16 protein-coding genes are annotated in these 14,112 nt (G+C 41.9%); 6 read left to right on the forward strand and 10 right to left on the reverse strand.

Translation table 11 applies throughout. The annotated features are described in order from the left end of the window. The first annotated feature begins 8 nt into the window (after positions 1 to 8). The 4 genes from AC1ECB_RS14930 to AC1ECB_RS14945 all read left to right on the forward strand — a co-directional run bounded on the left by AC1ECB_RS14930 (position 9) and on the right by AC1ECB_RS14945 (position 3,544). Positions 9 to 1,841 (forward strand): methyl-accepting chemotaxis protein, encoded by a 1,833-nt coding sequence (locus tag AC1ECB_RS14930; protein WP_485664527.1) that lies wholly within the window; start codon positions 9 to 11, stop codon positions 1,839 to 1,841. A gap of 4 nt (positions 1,842 to 1,845) precedes the next feature. After that, entirely contained in the window at positions 1,846 to 2,172 is a 327-nt protein-coding gene (locus AC1ECB_RS14935) for an STAS domain-containing protein (RefSeq protein ID WP_485664528.1), read from the forward strand. 124 nt (positions 2,173 to 2,296) lie between these two features. Beyond that, a complete protein-coding gene (locus AC1ECB_RS14940) occupies positions 2,297 to 2,659 on the forward strand; it encodes a response regulator (protein ID WP_485664529.1) in 363 nt (120 codons plus the stop codon). A 9-nt stretch (positions 2,660 to 2,668) separates the two neighbouring features. Next, the gene (locus AC1ECB_RS14945) at positions 2,669 to 3,544 is read left to right on the forward strand and encodes a hypothetical protein (RefSeq protein ID WP_485664530.1); all 876 of its coding nucleotides are present in this window, start codon (positions 2,669 to 2,671) and stop codon (positions 3,542 to 3,544) included. A 64-nt stretch (positions 3,545 to 3,608) separates the two neighbouring features. On the opposite strand, the gene AC1ECB_RS14950 is transcribed toward AC1ECB_RS14945, so the two are convergent. Next, positions 3,609 to 4,103: a YajQ family cyclic di-GMP-binding protein gene (locus AC1ECB_RS14950; protein ID WP_485664531.1), complete on the reverse strand. Its 495-nt coding sequence runs from the start codon at positions 4,101 to 4,103 to the stop codon at positions 3,609 to 3,611. A 152-nt stretch (positions 4,104 to 4,255) separates the two neighbouring features. On the opposite strand from AC1ECB_RS14950, the gene AC1ECB_RS14955 reads away from it, so the two are divergent. Next, a complete protein-coding gene (locus AC1ECB_RS14955) occupies positions 4,256 to 4,975 on the forward strand; it encodes a YjbE family putative metal transport protein (RefSeq protein ID WP_485664532.1) in 720 nt (239 codons plus the stop codon). Here AC1ECB_RS14955 and AC1ECB_RS14960 read toward each other — a convergent pair. The 8 genes from AC1ECB_RS14960 to AC1ECB_RS14995 form a co-directional block, all read right to left on the reverse strand. Then, positions 4,944 to 5,636: an LrgB family protein gene (locus tag AC1ECB_RS14960; protein ID WP_485664533.1), complete on the reverse strand. Its 693-nt coding sequence runs from the start codon at positions 5,634 to 5,636 to the stop codon at positions 4,944 to 4,946. The genes AC1ECB_RS14955 and AC1ECB_RS14960 overlap by 32 nt on opposite strands. Next, positions 5,627 to 5,998: a CidA/LrgA family protein gene (locus tag AC1ECB_RS14965; protein ID WP_485664534.1), complete on the reverse strand. Its 372-nt coding sequence runs from the start codon at positions 5,996 to 5,998 to the stop codon at positions 5,627 to 5,629. Before AC1ECB_RS14965 ends, AC1ECB_RS14960 begins: the two co-directional genes overlap by 10 nt. A 169-nt stretch (positions 5,999 to 6,167) precedes the next feature. Further along, entirely contained in the window at positions 6,168 to 8,018 is a 1,851-nt protein-coding gene (locus tag AC1ECB_RS14970; protein ID WP_485664535.1) for an ASKHA domain-containing protein, read from the reverse strand. A gap of 156 nt (positions 8,019 to 8,174) precedes the next feature. Next, positions 8,175 to 8,609 (reverse strand): hypothetical protein, encoded by a 435-nt coding sequence (locus tag AC1ECB_RS14975; RefSeq protein WP_485664536.1) that lies wholly within the window; start codon positions 8,607 to 8,609, stop codon positions 8,175 to 8,177. Further along, positions 8,602 to 9,195: a GTP-binding protein gene (locus AC1ECB_RS14980; protein ID WP_485664537.1), complete on the reverse strand. Its 594-nt coding sequence runs from the start codon at positions 9,193 to 9,195 to the stop codon at positions 8,602 to 8,604. Before AC1ECB_RS14980 ends, AC1ECB_RS14975 begins: the two co-directional genes overlap by 8 nt. A 197-nt stretch (positions 9,196 to 9,392) precedes the next feature. Next, positions 9,393 to 10,022: a cobalamin B12-binding domain-containing protein gene (locus tag AC1ECB_RS14985; protein ID WP_485664538.1), complete on the reverse strand. Its 630-nt coding sequence runs from the start codon at positions 10,020 to 10,022 to the stop codon at positions 9,393 to 9,395. A gap of 74 nt (positions 10,023 to 10,096) precedes the next feature. Beyond that, positions 10,097 to 10,900, reverse strand: a complete 804-nt coding sequence (locus AC1ECB_RS14990) for a methyltetrahydrofolate cobalamin methyltransferase (RefSeq protein ID WP_485664539.1) — start codon at positions 10,898 to 10,900, stop codon at positions 10,097 to 10,099. A 557-nt stretch (positions 10,901 to 11,457) separates the two neighbouring features. After that, positions 11,458 to 11,814, reverse strand: a complete 357-nt coding sequence (locus tag AC1ECB_RS14995) for a winged helix-turn-helix transcriptional regulator (protein ID WP_485664540.1) — start codon at positions 11,812 to 11,814, stop codon at positions 11,458 to 11,460. Between the two features lie 126 nt (positions 11,815 to 11,940). On the opposite strand from AC1ECB_RS14995, the gene AC1ECB_RS15000 reads away from it, so the two are divergent. Beyond that, positions 11,941 to 12,336 (forward strand): pyridoxamine 5'-phosphate oxidase family protein, encoded by a 396-nt coding sequence (locus AC1ECB_RS15000; protein WP_021171365.1) that lies wholly within the window; start codon positions 11,941 to 11,943, stop codon positions 12,334 to 12,336. A gap of 57 nt (positions 12,337 to 12,393) precedes the next feature. On the opposite strand, the gene AC1ECB_RS15005 is transcribed toward AC1ECB_RS15000, so the two are convergent. Next, complete coding sequence (locus AC1ECB_RS15005) at positions 12,394 to 14,061, reverse strand: formate--tetrahydrofolate ligase (protein ID WP_485664541.1); 1,668 nt, start codon at positions 14,059 to 14,061, stop codon at positions 12,394 to 12,396. Positions 14,062 to 14,112 lie beyond the last annotated feature (51 nt).

The following is a 14,112-nucleotide window of genomic DNA, read 5'->3' on the forward strand; positions in this document are numbered from 1 at the left end:
CATCTGCCATGAGCTTTATAAAAAAATTTGCTACTACTATCACCAGACCACTAAACACTATAAAAACCCTCATACCTACTAATCATCTGGCGTTAAAACTAAAATTGCATTACCAACCAAGTTTACGCACTAAGCTGCTTGTCGTTGTAGCTATCTTTTCCCTGTTATCGATTAGTATTGGAATTGTTGGCTTGCACGGTATCAAGGCATCCAACGATGCTTTGCGAAACATGTACACCAGTCGCATTATAACCCTACAAGAACTTAAGCTTATGTCTGACGCACTTACAGTGAATGTTGTAGAAACCTGTCACAAAGTAAGTGACGGCCATCTGGCCTGGGCTTTAGGCCGAAACAAGCTTACTGAAGGCACCACAATTATTAAGCAGCAATGGACCACTTACAAAAACCATGTAGCTACAAGCGAAGAAGAACGGCTGGTTGCTCAGATAGACGGTTTTTTAGGAATTGCTGAAGGTGCACTTGCCAATGCCACTACCATCATGATAAAAGAAGACAAACAAGCGTTGAATGCTTTTATGATTGAAGAATTGTACTCAAGTATTGAGCCAGTCTCAGGTAAACTGTCTGAACTCATAGACCTCCAACTGGAATTAGCCCAAAAAGAATATCAAGCCGCTACTGACAGATATCATTGGCTCATCGCGCTGTTTTCGATCATGATTATCGCCGGATTAAGCATAGCCATTGCCTTGGTCCTATTTATCCTCCAACGAACTCTCCGCGAAATCCACGATATGGTTACTTACGTCGAACAAGTGGCTACTGGCAATTTGGCAATGCCCAAAATTTCTATCACCGCTAATGATGAAATAGGACGTTTGGGTATTGCCATCAATGCCATGGTCATTAACCTGAATTCACTGGTAGGAACAGTTTCCTCATCAGCAGATCAGGTAGTGGTTGCCTCAGAGGAAACAGCAGCATCTGTTGAGCAAGTCTCGACTACCGCTACCGAGTTGGCAGGTTATAGTACCCACTTGGCCGATGATGCTGCTGTCGGCACAGTTTCGGTTATCGAAGTGTCTAAATCACTATTAGAACTCTCCTCACTCATTGAAATTGCCAAACGTGAAGCCGCGTCAGCGGTAGCTAACTCAAAATCAACACTGAACACCACCCTGGACAGCCGCAAAACCATGGCCAGTACCGTTGTTCGTATGAATAACATCCGGAACAAAACACTGGAAACCGAGGAGTTAATTGGAACCCTTAATCAATATATCGCCAAAATTGGTGCTATCACCGACACCATAACAGGTATTGCCTCCCAAACAAGCTTGCTCTCTCTAAATGCTGCTATCGAAGCTGCCAGGGCAGGTGAGGCTGGCCGCGGTTTCGCGGTGGTAGCACAAGAAGTCAAAAAACTGGCCGAGCAATCTACGCAGGGAGCCGCTGAGGTTGTGGCACTTATTCAGAGAATAAAGGAAAGCACTGCTGCCGCCGTTCAGGCTATGCAAGGCAGCCGGACCGAAGTCGAAAATGGCGTAGCCGGTGCCGGTCAAGCTCAGCAGGCGTTAAATGATATTTTTTCAGCAGTAACCAGCACCGTAACTGACATTGAAGCCGTGCTGTCCATCACCGATGAAGAAGTCACCCATTCAGATAAGATTATTGATTTAATTGACTCTTTGGCATCTGTGATTGAAAATACGGCAGAACAAGCCGAAACAGTCTCAACAAATACCAAACAGACCGCCGCTGTCATGGACTCGCTGGCAGTCAATTCTACTCAAACCAATCAACTGGCAACCAGTTTAAAAACTGCCATTGAATTTTTTAAGACAGACAATAAAAATTTGAATCACTTGGAGGTATAAGAGAATGGAAAACCACGAATTTCTTATTGAAAACAGTCAGGTTATCGCAAATTTGACAGGCAGCTTGCAAGGAGAAGCCGCCGCCCAGCTCCGGGCGACCCTGCTAACGTATATCGCAGACGGCTACAACAGTTTTACAGTTGATTTTTCTCATGTAAGCAACATTGATTCAACCGGATTGGGTATTCTTGTTACTATTCAAAAACGCGCCCTGCAAAGTGGCGGCAACATCACTCTTCAAGGCCTGCACGGCACAGTCAAAACTGCCTTTGACCGCACCCGGCTAAGTAAAGCCTTTACCATTGCCGATGCTGCACATGCAGTAGCTTAAGGAATTCCAAGCCATAAATTAGTCATTTTTTGCAATATTGTATTCTATTAGTAAAATTTACAAGGAATTTTACTAAGTTAACGAGAATATATCTTAAATCACTAGTTTATGGAAGGAGTTTACTATGAAATCTCACGCCTCAGTATTAATCTGTGATGACTCAATGCTTATTCGAAAAAAACTCCGGGCCACACTCGAAGAATTGGGCTGCCAGGTTTATGAAGCAAAGAACGGCCTTGAGTGTGTTGAAATGTTCAAACTCCATACCCCTAACACAATATTCTTGGACATTGTAATGCCTGAGCTTGACGGCCTGGAAGCCCTTAAGCAAATCAAACATTGTGACAAAAGTGCACGTGTTATTATGCTGTCATCAACCGGCACTGCCAAAAAACTTCTCGAAGCCCTTAAAAATGGCGCTACTGATTTTATCCAAAAACCCTACACCAAAGACCAAATTGCCAAAGCGATTGGTTATATTGAATAAAAGGAGCTAATGATGTATACACAATATTTGGGTCAATACCTACTTAATACAAGCCTCATTTCTGCCGACCAGCTTTGCGAGTTACTGTCATTAGCCGAATCAACCCATGTAAAGCTTGGAGTTTTAGCAATTAATAACGGACTTATGACAGCAAATCAGGTTGAAGAAGTACATGGCCTGCAACGAACGATGGATCGCCGGTTTGGCGAAATTGCCATCACCAAAGGCTATCTTACCCAGACGCAGGTTGATAGCCTGCTTTCCCAACAAGACAGCCGTCATTTGAACCTAAGTCAGGCGATCATTGATAAAGGCTATCTTACATTATCACAATTAGAAACAGCACTTACTCAATTTAAGCAGGATACCCAGTTCTCTACCGAACAACTCCAAGCTATGCAGACTGGCAATATGGATGAAATCGTTCGTTTATTTCTGGATTTTCCTGCTAATGACGTTCCTCAGTTCTACTATGATTATGTCGCACTTTTCCTGAAAAACAGCATTCGCTTCCTCAATGAACGTCCTGTACTTTCCTGGCCGCAACCGTTAAACCAAACAGCTGATGGCTGGTATATCTCCCAACAAGCAATTGGCAACTACACCGTTTCTACTGGAATAATCCTCAGCGATGCCGGGCTTGTTGATATAGCCGGTCGTTTCAGCCAAGAGACATTAACCCATGTGGATGAACTGGCAAAAGATAGTGTAAGTGAATTCCTGAATTTGCATAATGGTATCTTTCTTATTAATGTATCAGATAAAGGCTTCAATCTTGATTTACACCCGCCGGCAATAACACCTAATACCGCTCACTATACCGGGTACCGGATTCCAATAACCTTTTCCAGCGGACGCATTGAACTTGTGCTCTCAATTTCCTGATATCGACTACTATAAAAGCCACCCTATTGGATGAAATGAATCCTACAATAGGGTGGCTTTTATTTTATGAGCGGAAATTAATGCACTGCAACTCAATACCAAAATCTTTCTCTTTAAGCTTTTGAATAACGGCCTGCAAATCATCTTTTTTCGCGCCTGTTACCCGTAGCTGGTCATCCATAATCTGTGCCTGTACTTTCAGCTTCTGTTCTTTAATATAGTTGACAACCTCTTTGGCCTTTTCTTTGCTGATGCCCTTTTGGATGGTGACAATTTGCTTCACTGTGCCACTGAAAGCAGACTCAATTTTACCAACATCCAGACACTTTAGTGGAACATTGCGTTTAACCATCTTGCTTCTAAGAATATCCAGCATAGCTCCCAGCTTATAGTCATCTTCAGCCGATAATTTTAAGGATTCTTTATCCAAAACCATTTCAGCTTTGCTGCCTTTAAAATCGTAGCGCTGCCCGATTTCTTTCGTTGCCTGATTTACTGCATTATCCATCTCCTGCAGATCTACTTCTGATACAATGTCGAAAGAACAATCCTTTGCCATAAAGTTTAACTCCTTTCCTACAAAAATATAGTTCAAAGAATATAATACCATATTTCCCTATTTTTCTCCAAAAAAACCTGCTATTAATGAGCGAAGTCACCCTTTAGTCCACGTTAGCATAGGCTAATAAAGGAGAATAAGGAGGGAATTATGTGGATTGGTCAATAATTTTAAGTATCACTGCCGTTAATTTATTACTTTCAGGTGATAATGCACTAGCTATTGCTATGGCAACTCAGAGGCTTGCGCCCCAGCACCAGAGAACCGTCTTATTCTTAGGCAGCCTGGGTGCCATCGTAATGCAGATTCTACTGACATATACTGCCGCGATTTTATTAGATATTCCCTATCTCAAAATAGTCGGCGGAGTTGTCCTTACATGGGTTGCTGTAAAATTACTCATTTCCGATGAGGCCACTTTTACTCAGCCGATCGAAAACCTTGATTTACTGCCAACAATTATCAAGATCATGATTGCTAATACCATTATGAGTCTGGATAATGTGTTAACTGTCGCGGTAATTACTGAGGGTAATCCGCTATTATTAGCTATCGGATTGTTCATAAGTTTCCCTATCATCATTGGTGGTAGTTCAATCATTGCCGGTATGTTAAACCGATTTCCCTTTATCATGTGGCTTGGAGCACTATTCTTAGGCTGGACCTCAGGCAGCATCATTGCATCTGATGCCTTCATAACCCACTATCTGGACTTGTGTGAAGTTAGCCAGGCCGACATAGCAGCACTGTTTGCCGTGCTTGTAATTGTTGTGGGCTTAGTAGAAAGCAAAAATAGAACATCCGGTTCCCTGGAGAATGAAACTATTTCAGGAAAAGCGATTAACCGTCTACAAAGAAAGCCACAAGAATAGGTGCCAACAACGAGGTAAATATTCCTGCCAAAGCCATTGCTACACCCGCCATAGACCCTTGCTGTTCACCTTCCAAAAGAGCCATTGCCGTTCCTTGTCCATGTGATACCGTACCCATAGCTAGTCCCCTGGCAACAGGATCATAAATATTGAACCAGGTAAGTAATATTAGCCCGATGACAGAGCCAAAAGTTCCGGTAGCAACAACGAAAGCTACCGCTAACGCAGGATTGCCGCCTGCCATTCCCGCAACTTCAACAGCAAAAGGAATTGTTGAAGATTTTGGGATAATAGATACTATGATTTCTCTTGATAAACCACCAGCCTTAGTAATGAATAGCACCGCTGTCATTGATACAACCGTTCCCATACCTACACCAACAAATATAGCCGTACCATATTGTTTCAATAAATGCCTATTCCGGTAAAGCGGCACCGCTAGGGAAACTGTCGCTGGTCCAAGTAGAAAAGTCATAGCATCTTTGGCCAGACTGTATGCCTCATAAGGCAGCTTGCAAATCACCAGGATTGCAATAATTGCAGCAGCGCTCAACAAAACAATATTAATTAATGGACTATTGTATCGGAAATACAAATAACGACTAACAAGATAGACTGCGACAGTGAGGAGAATAAAGCCAGCGGAAAGCACTAACTGCATTTCTTTTCACCCTTATTCAGACATTTGGTAAGAATACCTACTGTAAAAAACGGTAAAACCGCACCTACCACCAGGGCTGTCGCCAGCACTACGCCATGTTCATAAAACACAGCTCCCCAATCCATTAGGCCTACTGCTACCGGGATAAAGAAAAATAGCATATGTCTCAGTAAAAAATCGGCCGCATCCTGAATATAACTAAGTTTAACAATTCCATATAGTAAAAGTGCAAATAACAACACCATCCCAAATACGGCACCCGGGATAGGTAGCCCAGTAATAGCTGTAATTTGGTTGCCAAGCCAGAAAACAACCCATAAAACTATGCCTTGCCCGATCATTCGCAGCAGTTTTAACACCATATTCTAAGCTCTCCTTCCCAAACTTGATCCCTGGATTAGTTCGACTTAGCTTCAGATGGGGTTAAAACCCCACCTGAAGCTAAGTCGAACTTTATATTACAATATCGTATATGAAAACCACGCTGCACTCCAAGCTGTCTGGATGCAGCGTAGCTTCCTTACTTTGACACTATCGGGAGAAACTCAAGTTTTTCAAAAATCTATTTTGAAACTCTGGCTGTGCGGCTAGTTCTATATAGCTGACTTTATTGGCTATATTTATGCATCTCTGCATTTTTTCTGCAGATAATAGTGCCTGAACTGCACCTGTCCCTGCCGCATTTCCAACAGAACGGATAGCCTCTCTTTTAAATCCTGGTAACAAGCCAATTGTTAAAGCGCTATCAATATCAATATAATTTCCAAAGGCACCTGCTAAGCATACTTCCTTGTATTGAGTTTCAGCAGGCATCCTGTCAATTAAAAATTGGATACCGGTGCATATTGACGATTTTACCAATTGGAGCTGACGTACATCATTCTGCGTGATCGAAATGTCAGTGCCACTGGCACTATTTTCTCCTTCATAAAGAACAAATTCCCATTGACCATCCTTTTTTTTCAAACGTCGCCGTAGCTGGTCTGGTAAGTTTGCCCGCTCAGGCTTGTTAAACCGTCCGCCTTCCTGTAATATACCGTTTTTTACCATCTCGGCAATGGCCTTTACAATGCCTGAGCCACAGATACCAGTAGGTGTAACATTGCCAATTACTTGCACAGACACAGCCTGCCCGGTTATCGTGACATCGCTAATAGCACCATCTGCCGCCCTCATACCATCCCGGATATGAGCCCCTTCAAAGGCAGGCCCGGCTGCCGTCGAACAGACGTACAGCTTTTTCCCATCCCCAATAGCCATCTCGCCATTAGTGCCTAAATCTACCATTAGTATTGGTTCTACCGCAATATCCTGATCTACAGCCAGAATAGCTGCCGTCGTATCTGAGCCAACAAAGCTGGCAATATTCGGCAGCATCATAATTTTCCCTTGTGGATTTATATCCAGTTCCAGCGCCTTAGGACTAAGCGGCGATATATAATTAAACAGTGCGGCATATGGCTTTCTCACCAGCGTCGATGGTGAAATTGCTAATACCAAATGTGCCATCGTAGCATTACCAGCTATGGTTCCGGCATAAATATGGTTTTGTGTCACCTCAACTGAGCTACATAACTCAGCAATAATTTGATTTAAACAATGCCGGATAAGCCCCGACAACCGTTCCAGTCCGCCCTCCAGTTCATGCGTAGCTTGAATCCGGGAAATAACATCAGCCCCCAGTGCGGCTTGCGGATTATTTTTCGAGCATACGGCAACTATCTTTTTGGCGTTAATATCTACCAGCATGCCTACAACGGTAGTTGTACCAATATCAAACGCCACACCATACAGCATATTTGACGTATCCCCTGCTTCAACTGCAATAACCTTACTATCGAGCATCGTAACAGTGATGAGTTCAGGGGTTGTTTCCACCACTTCACTTAATTGCTGAAGTATTGCAACACTCGCAATATTCCCCGTGTTGTCGAAAATACCACCAGTTGGTTTACTTTTTCCCAGCGCCTGATGAATCATCTCCTGCAAAGAATAATGGTTATTAACAGTAGGATAGGACGGCGTCAAAACAACCTTCCGGAGTAAAGGCATATCATCGTCAATTACTATTTCAAAAGCTTGTCCCTTTTGACTTGCCTCAGACCTTTTCAGCACAATGGTGATATCGCCTTGAGGATAAACCTGGCACGCCTGATACATATTGTCCTTATCTGACTGAATTTCAACTCCGTTTTTACCGCTAACAGGGCCCTCAAGAACCTGAATTTTACACTTACCGCAGGTACCTCGTCCACCACAGTTAGCTTCAAGAAATATGCCGCCGTCAATGAGAGCACGCAAAATTGTTTTTTCCCGCTCGCAGGGCAAAGAACGATCTTCGCCTTCAATACATAATGTATACACTGAAGATGCCTCTATCATGTGTAAGCCCTCTTTCGCTTCTTAAATAGTAAAACTATAAATAGAAACCAAAAAGAAGAACCACTTCTATTACGCTGGTAGTTCTTCTTTTGGCAGAATGTATGTAACACGCCTCTAACGGGAGTAGAGACGTCGAAACATCATGGTAGTACACAATTAGCAATTACCACAGCTACTGTCTTTGCGTAAAATGGCGAGTGATTCATTCACTATTTCTTCTACAGCCTTCTTACTATGCCCAAACACTAAGACGTTGATATCCAATGTAACACTAATAAATTCACCGGATAAGCCAGATTGCCACTCGGACGACGACTTTACGTCCAGCCGGTCAAGTCTTGTAAGCGATAAAAACAGAAACTCTTCACTCGGTACTTTGGCAAGCACCTTAATATGGCCCACGATAATACCATTATGGGCTAAAGGTTTGCCAATATCCTGTATCAGTTGCTTTACAAGTTTTTCAACATTTAACTTGGTAACAGGCTTATCAAAGCTAATAGAATGAGTTTTACTAAAAACGGTAGCATCAGTCAGGGTTGTAGGTGTCTGTTTGTTGTTGATTTTGAATTTATGTTTGAGTTTATTCAAAGCGAATTACCTCCTCTATTATATCTGGAGGCAAGTTATCTGCTGCACTAGCTACCTTAATCGGTGCAGTGTTGACTAGTTCACGGATGTCATTAATAATTTTCGTCCTGTCAGAACCAGCAATATCGGCCTTGTTAATAATAACAAGGTCTGTTTTCTCTACCTGTCCGGTAACAAGGGGGCCAAGAACTTCTTTTAACTCCGGCCAACGCCCCATATCAACAATCGTTATCGTCTTAAACCCGGTATAAAAGTTACAATATTCATTAATCAATTTAGCAATATTACCAGGAATAGCTAACCCGGTCATCTCAATGATCAGCCAATCCGGCTTAATAGTTTCATTGATCTCTCTTACCGCAGTTATTAGATCGCTTGTAATTTGACAGCATACGCAGCCACCAAACAGCGGCCTTACTTGTAAGCCGCTATCAGCTAACAACTTATCATCAATACCGGCTTCGCCAATTTCGTTTTCAATAAGAGCTACTGTCTCATGCTTATTTTCGGTAATATATTTGGCAATCTGCAGTATTGTGGTAGTTTTACCTGAACCCAAGAACCCGCCGAACAGTAAAATACGCATTCGTTCCCCACCTTTACCTACTCACGTAAGCTATCTAATAGTTATAAAACCAGTATACCATCTATCTACCAAGTTAGGAAGTATCTTGGAGCCGCTATCGAAATAATCCGGATTGCCCTGCAACCCGGATTATTCTCTAGAGTAATAGCATTTCCTGGCAATGCTCACTATGCTATTACCATTTGGGGATATGCCGTCTAGTTAACGCCCGAAGCTGTTTTGGACATTTCAACTGCGTCATAAGCATTCTTGCAATAGCCATCTGCCGCACACCATGTAGCAACACTTTCGTCAACCGGGCCGCCGCCAACTAGAATAGTTGCTTTAGTACCAGTAGCTTTTACCGCTGCTACAGTTTCTTTCATCACATCAAAAGCAGTTGTCAACAGACAGAACATACCAACTACATCCGGTTTGTGAGTTTTTACTGCCTCAATAAAGGTTTCGATCGGGGCATCGACACCAATATCCACTACTTTGAAACCGTTACAGTTTAGAATTGTGGAAACAATATTTTTACCGATATCATGAATATCATCTTTTACAGTTCCCAGGATAACTGTGCCGACAGCTTTTTTATCGCCGCTATCTGCAAGGGCCGAACCAAGAAGAGCTGCTGCATTTGAAAAAACTTCGGCAGACATAATCAATTCGGACAGATAATAGTCACCAGCTTCATACAGTTTGCCTACGCCCTCCATACCTTCTTGCAGCTGTCCAAGAATCTCAACTGCTGACACACCGGCTGCAAGTTGTTCATTTACTGACGAAATTACTAAATCTTCCTCTAACTCAATTACCGCTTTTACCAAATCAACTTTTGCCATTTCAAATTCCCCCATATCATTAATTTATTTAAAATTAGATACTATATTCGTTATGTCACCTGCATTACAGGCTATTACTCATATATTCCTTTTCTATGAGCCTTAAGATAGTTTTTACAAAATCTATCATTGCCTAATAAAGCTTGTCCTGCGTATACCACGCCCATCATAGCTTTATCTGTTGGGTTAAGTATATAGCCATCCATTCCTACAGTCATGGTTTGAACTACAAATAAGCGATTGAGAACCGCCCGATTAGGAAAACCGTAGGAGATATTGCTCAAACCACAGGTAAGGTGTACTGCGGGATATTTTTGCTTAATAGCATAAATAGCATCCAATACCGATTTCCCATATTTATCATTAGTACTTAACGGCTTGATCAGTGGATCAAGGTAAATATCATCTTGCTGAATTCCCTCTTTTTCCATATCGTCAACCAATTTGCTGGCAATCCGTAAACGGTCTTCAGCAGTTTCCGGCATACCGGCATCTTCAATGCAAAGAGCAACTATCTTGGCGTTAAACTCCTTTACCAGCGGAATGACTGCTTGGTAGCGTTTCTCTTCAGCAGTTGTAGAATTAATCATTCGCTTGCCATTAGTAGTCTTGGCCAGCATTAGTCCGGCTTTTAAAGCATTCTCATCAGGACTATCGATACATAGAGGTATATCGGTAACCTCTTGGATGGTATTTACCAGCCATTCCATACATTCAATTTCCTGGCCGACCATTGTTCCGCAGTTTACGTCCAGATAATTAGCACCGGCTGCCGCTTGTTGTTTGGCAACCTCTTGGATATAGGCTGTGTTCCTTGCTTCTACTGCTTCACGAATCGCCTTGCGACTAGTGTTAATAAGTTCTCCGATTATTAGCATTTACTCTTTATTCCTCCAATCATTCTATACATGTTGTATATACATCTATATGTATAATATAACGCTAGCTCTACGTCTTGTCAATACTATTTGTCTCATATTTCAAAAAAATCATACACTCCCATTTGCCCACATGCTTTAAAGTCTGTTAAAACACAAAGAAACCAGACAATTAATGCCTGGTTTCTCCCAAATTTTTTACTGCAACATATATCAAATTTGCCTGCGTGTCCATATTAGAGAGATTACTTCGAGCTTTTATTTGTTTTAGTCCGATAATTTGTCTAAATTAATTATTTTTCCTTAACAGGAATCCAAATCTCACTTAGATAATCTTGAGATTGTAAATTTCCTTCTGTATAAAATTCAATATCATAATCTGAAATTAACTCCATTTAATCATCTCCTTGTCTATACTAGCATAACAACATTTTAATAACTTTTCTTGTCTGCAATTGCTTTTATTTGTCAATAATCCGAATACCCAAAATTAAAAACACCAGCTTCCAATCTGCCGGTGTCAGCCTTGACGTACACATATCAATGTTTGGAATCAGTTATTGACCGTTCCTCTGCTTTTTAATTTCTATCAACGTCTTACCCCATTTAGCAAATTCATCAAGAACCGGCAAAAGTGTCTCCCCAATCTCTGTTAATGAATATTCAACACGTGGTGGTATTTCGTTGTACTGTACTCTATTTACAATTCCACTTTCCTCAAGTTCTTTAAGTGAACTTGTTAACATCATATTGGTTATTCCTACAACACATTTTTTTAATTCGTTATATCTAAGCGTCCCGTTTTGACAAAGCACCCAAAGTATCGGTAATTTCCACTTACCTTCTATAACCTTTAACGCGAATCCTACAGGGCATACATCATCTTCTATTGAAAAAGTAACTGTATCTTTCACTTTTAAAATCTCCTATACTAATAAAAAACTTACTTAGTAATAATAATCTGCATACTTGCTGGATTATTATTAGCACTTATAATTATACTATAAACATTAAATTAATTCTATATTGGAGGTTATTCTATGAATGAAGTTCTTACGTTTCTTCAAGACTGCAGAACATTTTTCGTTTCCACAGTTGAAGGCAATCAGCCAAAGGTTCGTCCATTTGGCTTTGTAATGGAGCATAACGGCAAGCTCTGCTTTGCTACCAGCAACCAAAAACCGGTCTATGCACAATTAAAGGCCAATCCGAACACTGAAATTTGTGCAGCAACTAAAGATGCACGCTGGATGCGTCTAAGTGGTAAAGCTGTATTTTGCACTACAAAAGAAGCTAAGGCTAAAGCACTAGAGCTGATGCCGATGCTAAAACAGATGTATTCTGTCGATGATGAGATTTTTGAAATCTTCTATCTTGAGAATGCAAGCGCAAATTTTTGTTCTATGAGTGGCGAAAATAAAACCGTCACCCTATAATAAACAAAAGAACCAGGAAGGCCAAAATTGGCCTCCTGGTTTTTTGTTTATTGAAAGTTAAAACAACCCTACAATCTTACCACTATTATCAATATTCATCTTAATGGCGGAAGGCTCTTTCGGCAACCCCGGCATGGTCATAATATCGCCAGTAATGGCCACTAAAAAACCTGCGCCGGCGGCAACTCTTATTTCGCGAACCGTGATGGTAAAACCGGTTGGACGTCCCATTTTGGTCATATCATCACTTAAGGAATACTGAGTCTTTGCCATACAAATTGGGGTTTTATCAAAGCCCAGAGCAGTCAGTTCCTTACTAGTTTTCTCTGCCGCAGCAGTATAGTTTACGCCGTCAGCACCGTAAATTTTGGTGGCAATAGCCGCAATTTTATCCTTGATTGAAGCTTGTTCATCATACATAAAGCTAAAATTACTAGGTTTTTCACAGGCAGCCAGTACTTTTTCCGCTAGCACCTGCCCACCTAAGCTGCCTTTAGCCCATACTTCAGATAGTGCTACCTCAGCGCCCATTGCATTACATTTTTCTTCGACAAAGCTTAGCTCTGCGGTAGTGTCGGTTGGGAACGCATTGATAGCTACTACTGCGGGTAGGCCAAATTGCTGAATGTTTTCGATATGTTTGGTAAGGTTAGCAAGCCCTTTTTCCAATGCGACCATATTTTCGCCAGCCAGCTCATTTTTGGGAACACCGCCATGCATCTTGAGGGCACGAACGGTAGCCACAATAACAACTGCACTGGGCTTAAAACCAGCAAACCGGCATTTAATATCAAGGAATTTCTCCGCACCTAAGTCTGCTCCGAAACCTGCCTCAGTAACACAGTAATCAGCCAGTTTAAGCGCATATTTTGTAGCAGATACGCTGTTACAGCCATGAGCAATATTGGCAAATGGACCGCCGTGAACAAAAGCAGGGGTGTTTTCCAGCGTCTGTACAAGGTTTGGTTTAATAGCATCTTTAAATAGCAATGTCAAAGCCCCGGTCACTTTAAGGTCCTGGGGAGTTACCGGTTTGCCTTCATAGGTGTAGGCAACAATAATCCGTCCAATTCTTTCCTTCATATCATCCAGGTCTTTAGCCAAACAGAGAATGGCCATCATTTCCGAGGCTACTGTAATATCAAAACCGGTTTCCCGGGGTACGCCATTGGCCTTGCCGCCAAGTCCGCAAACAATATTCCGCAAAGCACGATCATTAAGATCAACCACCCGTCTCCAGGTAATGCGGCGGGAATCAATACCGAGGGCATTTCCATGATGAAGATGATTGTCAATAACGGCAGCTAATAGGTTATGCGCCGTGGTAATAGCATGAAAATCACCGGTAAAGTGAAGATTGATATCTTCCATTGGCACAACCTGAGCATAACCCCCGCCAGCTGCACCGCCTTTAACGCCAAAACAGGGGCCCAAAGATGGTTCTCTGAGAGCAATAACGACTTTCTTGCCTTTTCGCCGTAAAGAATCACCAAGTCCTACCGTTGTTGTTGTTTTCCCTTCACCGGCAGGAGTAGGATTAATGGCCGTAACCAAAATGAGTTTGCCGTTAGGCTTATCTTTAATCCGTTCCCATGTTGCAAGGGATACTTTTGTTTTGTAATTGCCGTAGAGTTCCAATTCCTCGGCAGGGATCATTAATTCCTTAGCCACCTCCGCGATTGGATTCATCTTGGCTTCTTGCGCAATTTCAACATCACTTTTCATAAATATTTGGGCCTCCCTTACCATTTTTTAAGCAATTTTTAATTTCAATAC

The sequence above is a fragment of the Sporomusa sp. 246TCP1 genome, assembly GCF_057319775.1.

Coding starts and splice junctions, on each gene's coding strand:
- AC1ECB_RS14930 (WP_485664527.1), top strand. CDS start 9: ATGAGCTTTATAAAAAAATTTGCTACTACTATCACCAGACCACTAAAC.
- AC1ECB_RS14935 (WP_485664528.1), top strand. CDS start 1,846: ATGGAAAACCACGAATTTCTTATTGAAAACAGTCAGGTTATCGCAAAT.
- AC1ECB_RS14940 (WP_485664529.1), top strand. CDS start 2,297: ATGAAATCTCACGCCTCAGTATTAATCTGTGATGACTCAATGCTTATT.
- AC1ECB_RS14945 (WP_485664530.1), top strand. CDS start 2,669: ATGATGTATACACAATATTTGGGTCAATACCTACTTAATACAAGCCTC.
- AC1ECB_RS14950 (WP_485664531.1), bottom strand. CDS start 4,103: ATGGCAAAGGATTGTTCTTTCGACATTGTATCAGAAGTAGATCTGCAG.
- AC1ECB_RS14960 (WP_485664533.1), bottom strand. CDS start 5,636: ATGCAGTTAGTGCTTTCCGCTGGCTTTATTCTCCTCACTGTCGCAGTC.
- AC1ECB_RS14965 (WP_485664534.1), bottom strand. CDS start 5,998: ATGGTGTTAAAACTGCTGCGAATGATCGGGCAAGGCATAGTTTTATGG.
- AC1ECB_RS14970 (WP_485664535.1), bottom strand. CDS start 8,018: ATGATAGAGGCATCTTCAGTGTATACATTATGTATTGAAGGCGAAGAT.
- AC1ECB_RS14980 (WP_485664537.1), bottom strand. CDS start 9,195: ATGCGTATTTTACTGTTCGGCGGGTTCTTGGGTTCAGGTAAAACTACC.
- AC1ECB_RS14985 (WP_485664538.1), bottom strand. CDS start 10,022: ATGGCAAAAGTTGATTTGGTAAAAGCGGTAATTGAGTTAGAGGAAGAT.
- AC1ECB_RS14990 (WP_485664539.1), bottom strand. CDS start 10,900: ATGCTAATAATCGGAGAACTTATTAACACTAGTCGCAAGGCGATTCGT.
- AC1ECB_RS15000 (WP_021171365.1), top strand. CDS start 11,941: ATGAATGAAGTTCTTACGTTTCTTCAAGACTGCAGAACATTTTTCGTT.
- AC1ECB_RS15005 (WP_485664541.1), bottom strand. CDS start 14,061: ATGAAAAGTGATGTTGAAATTGCGCAAGAAGCCAAGATGAATCCAATC.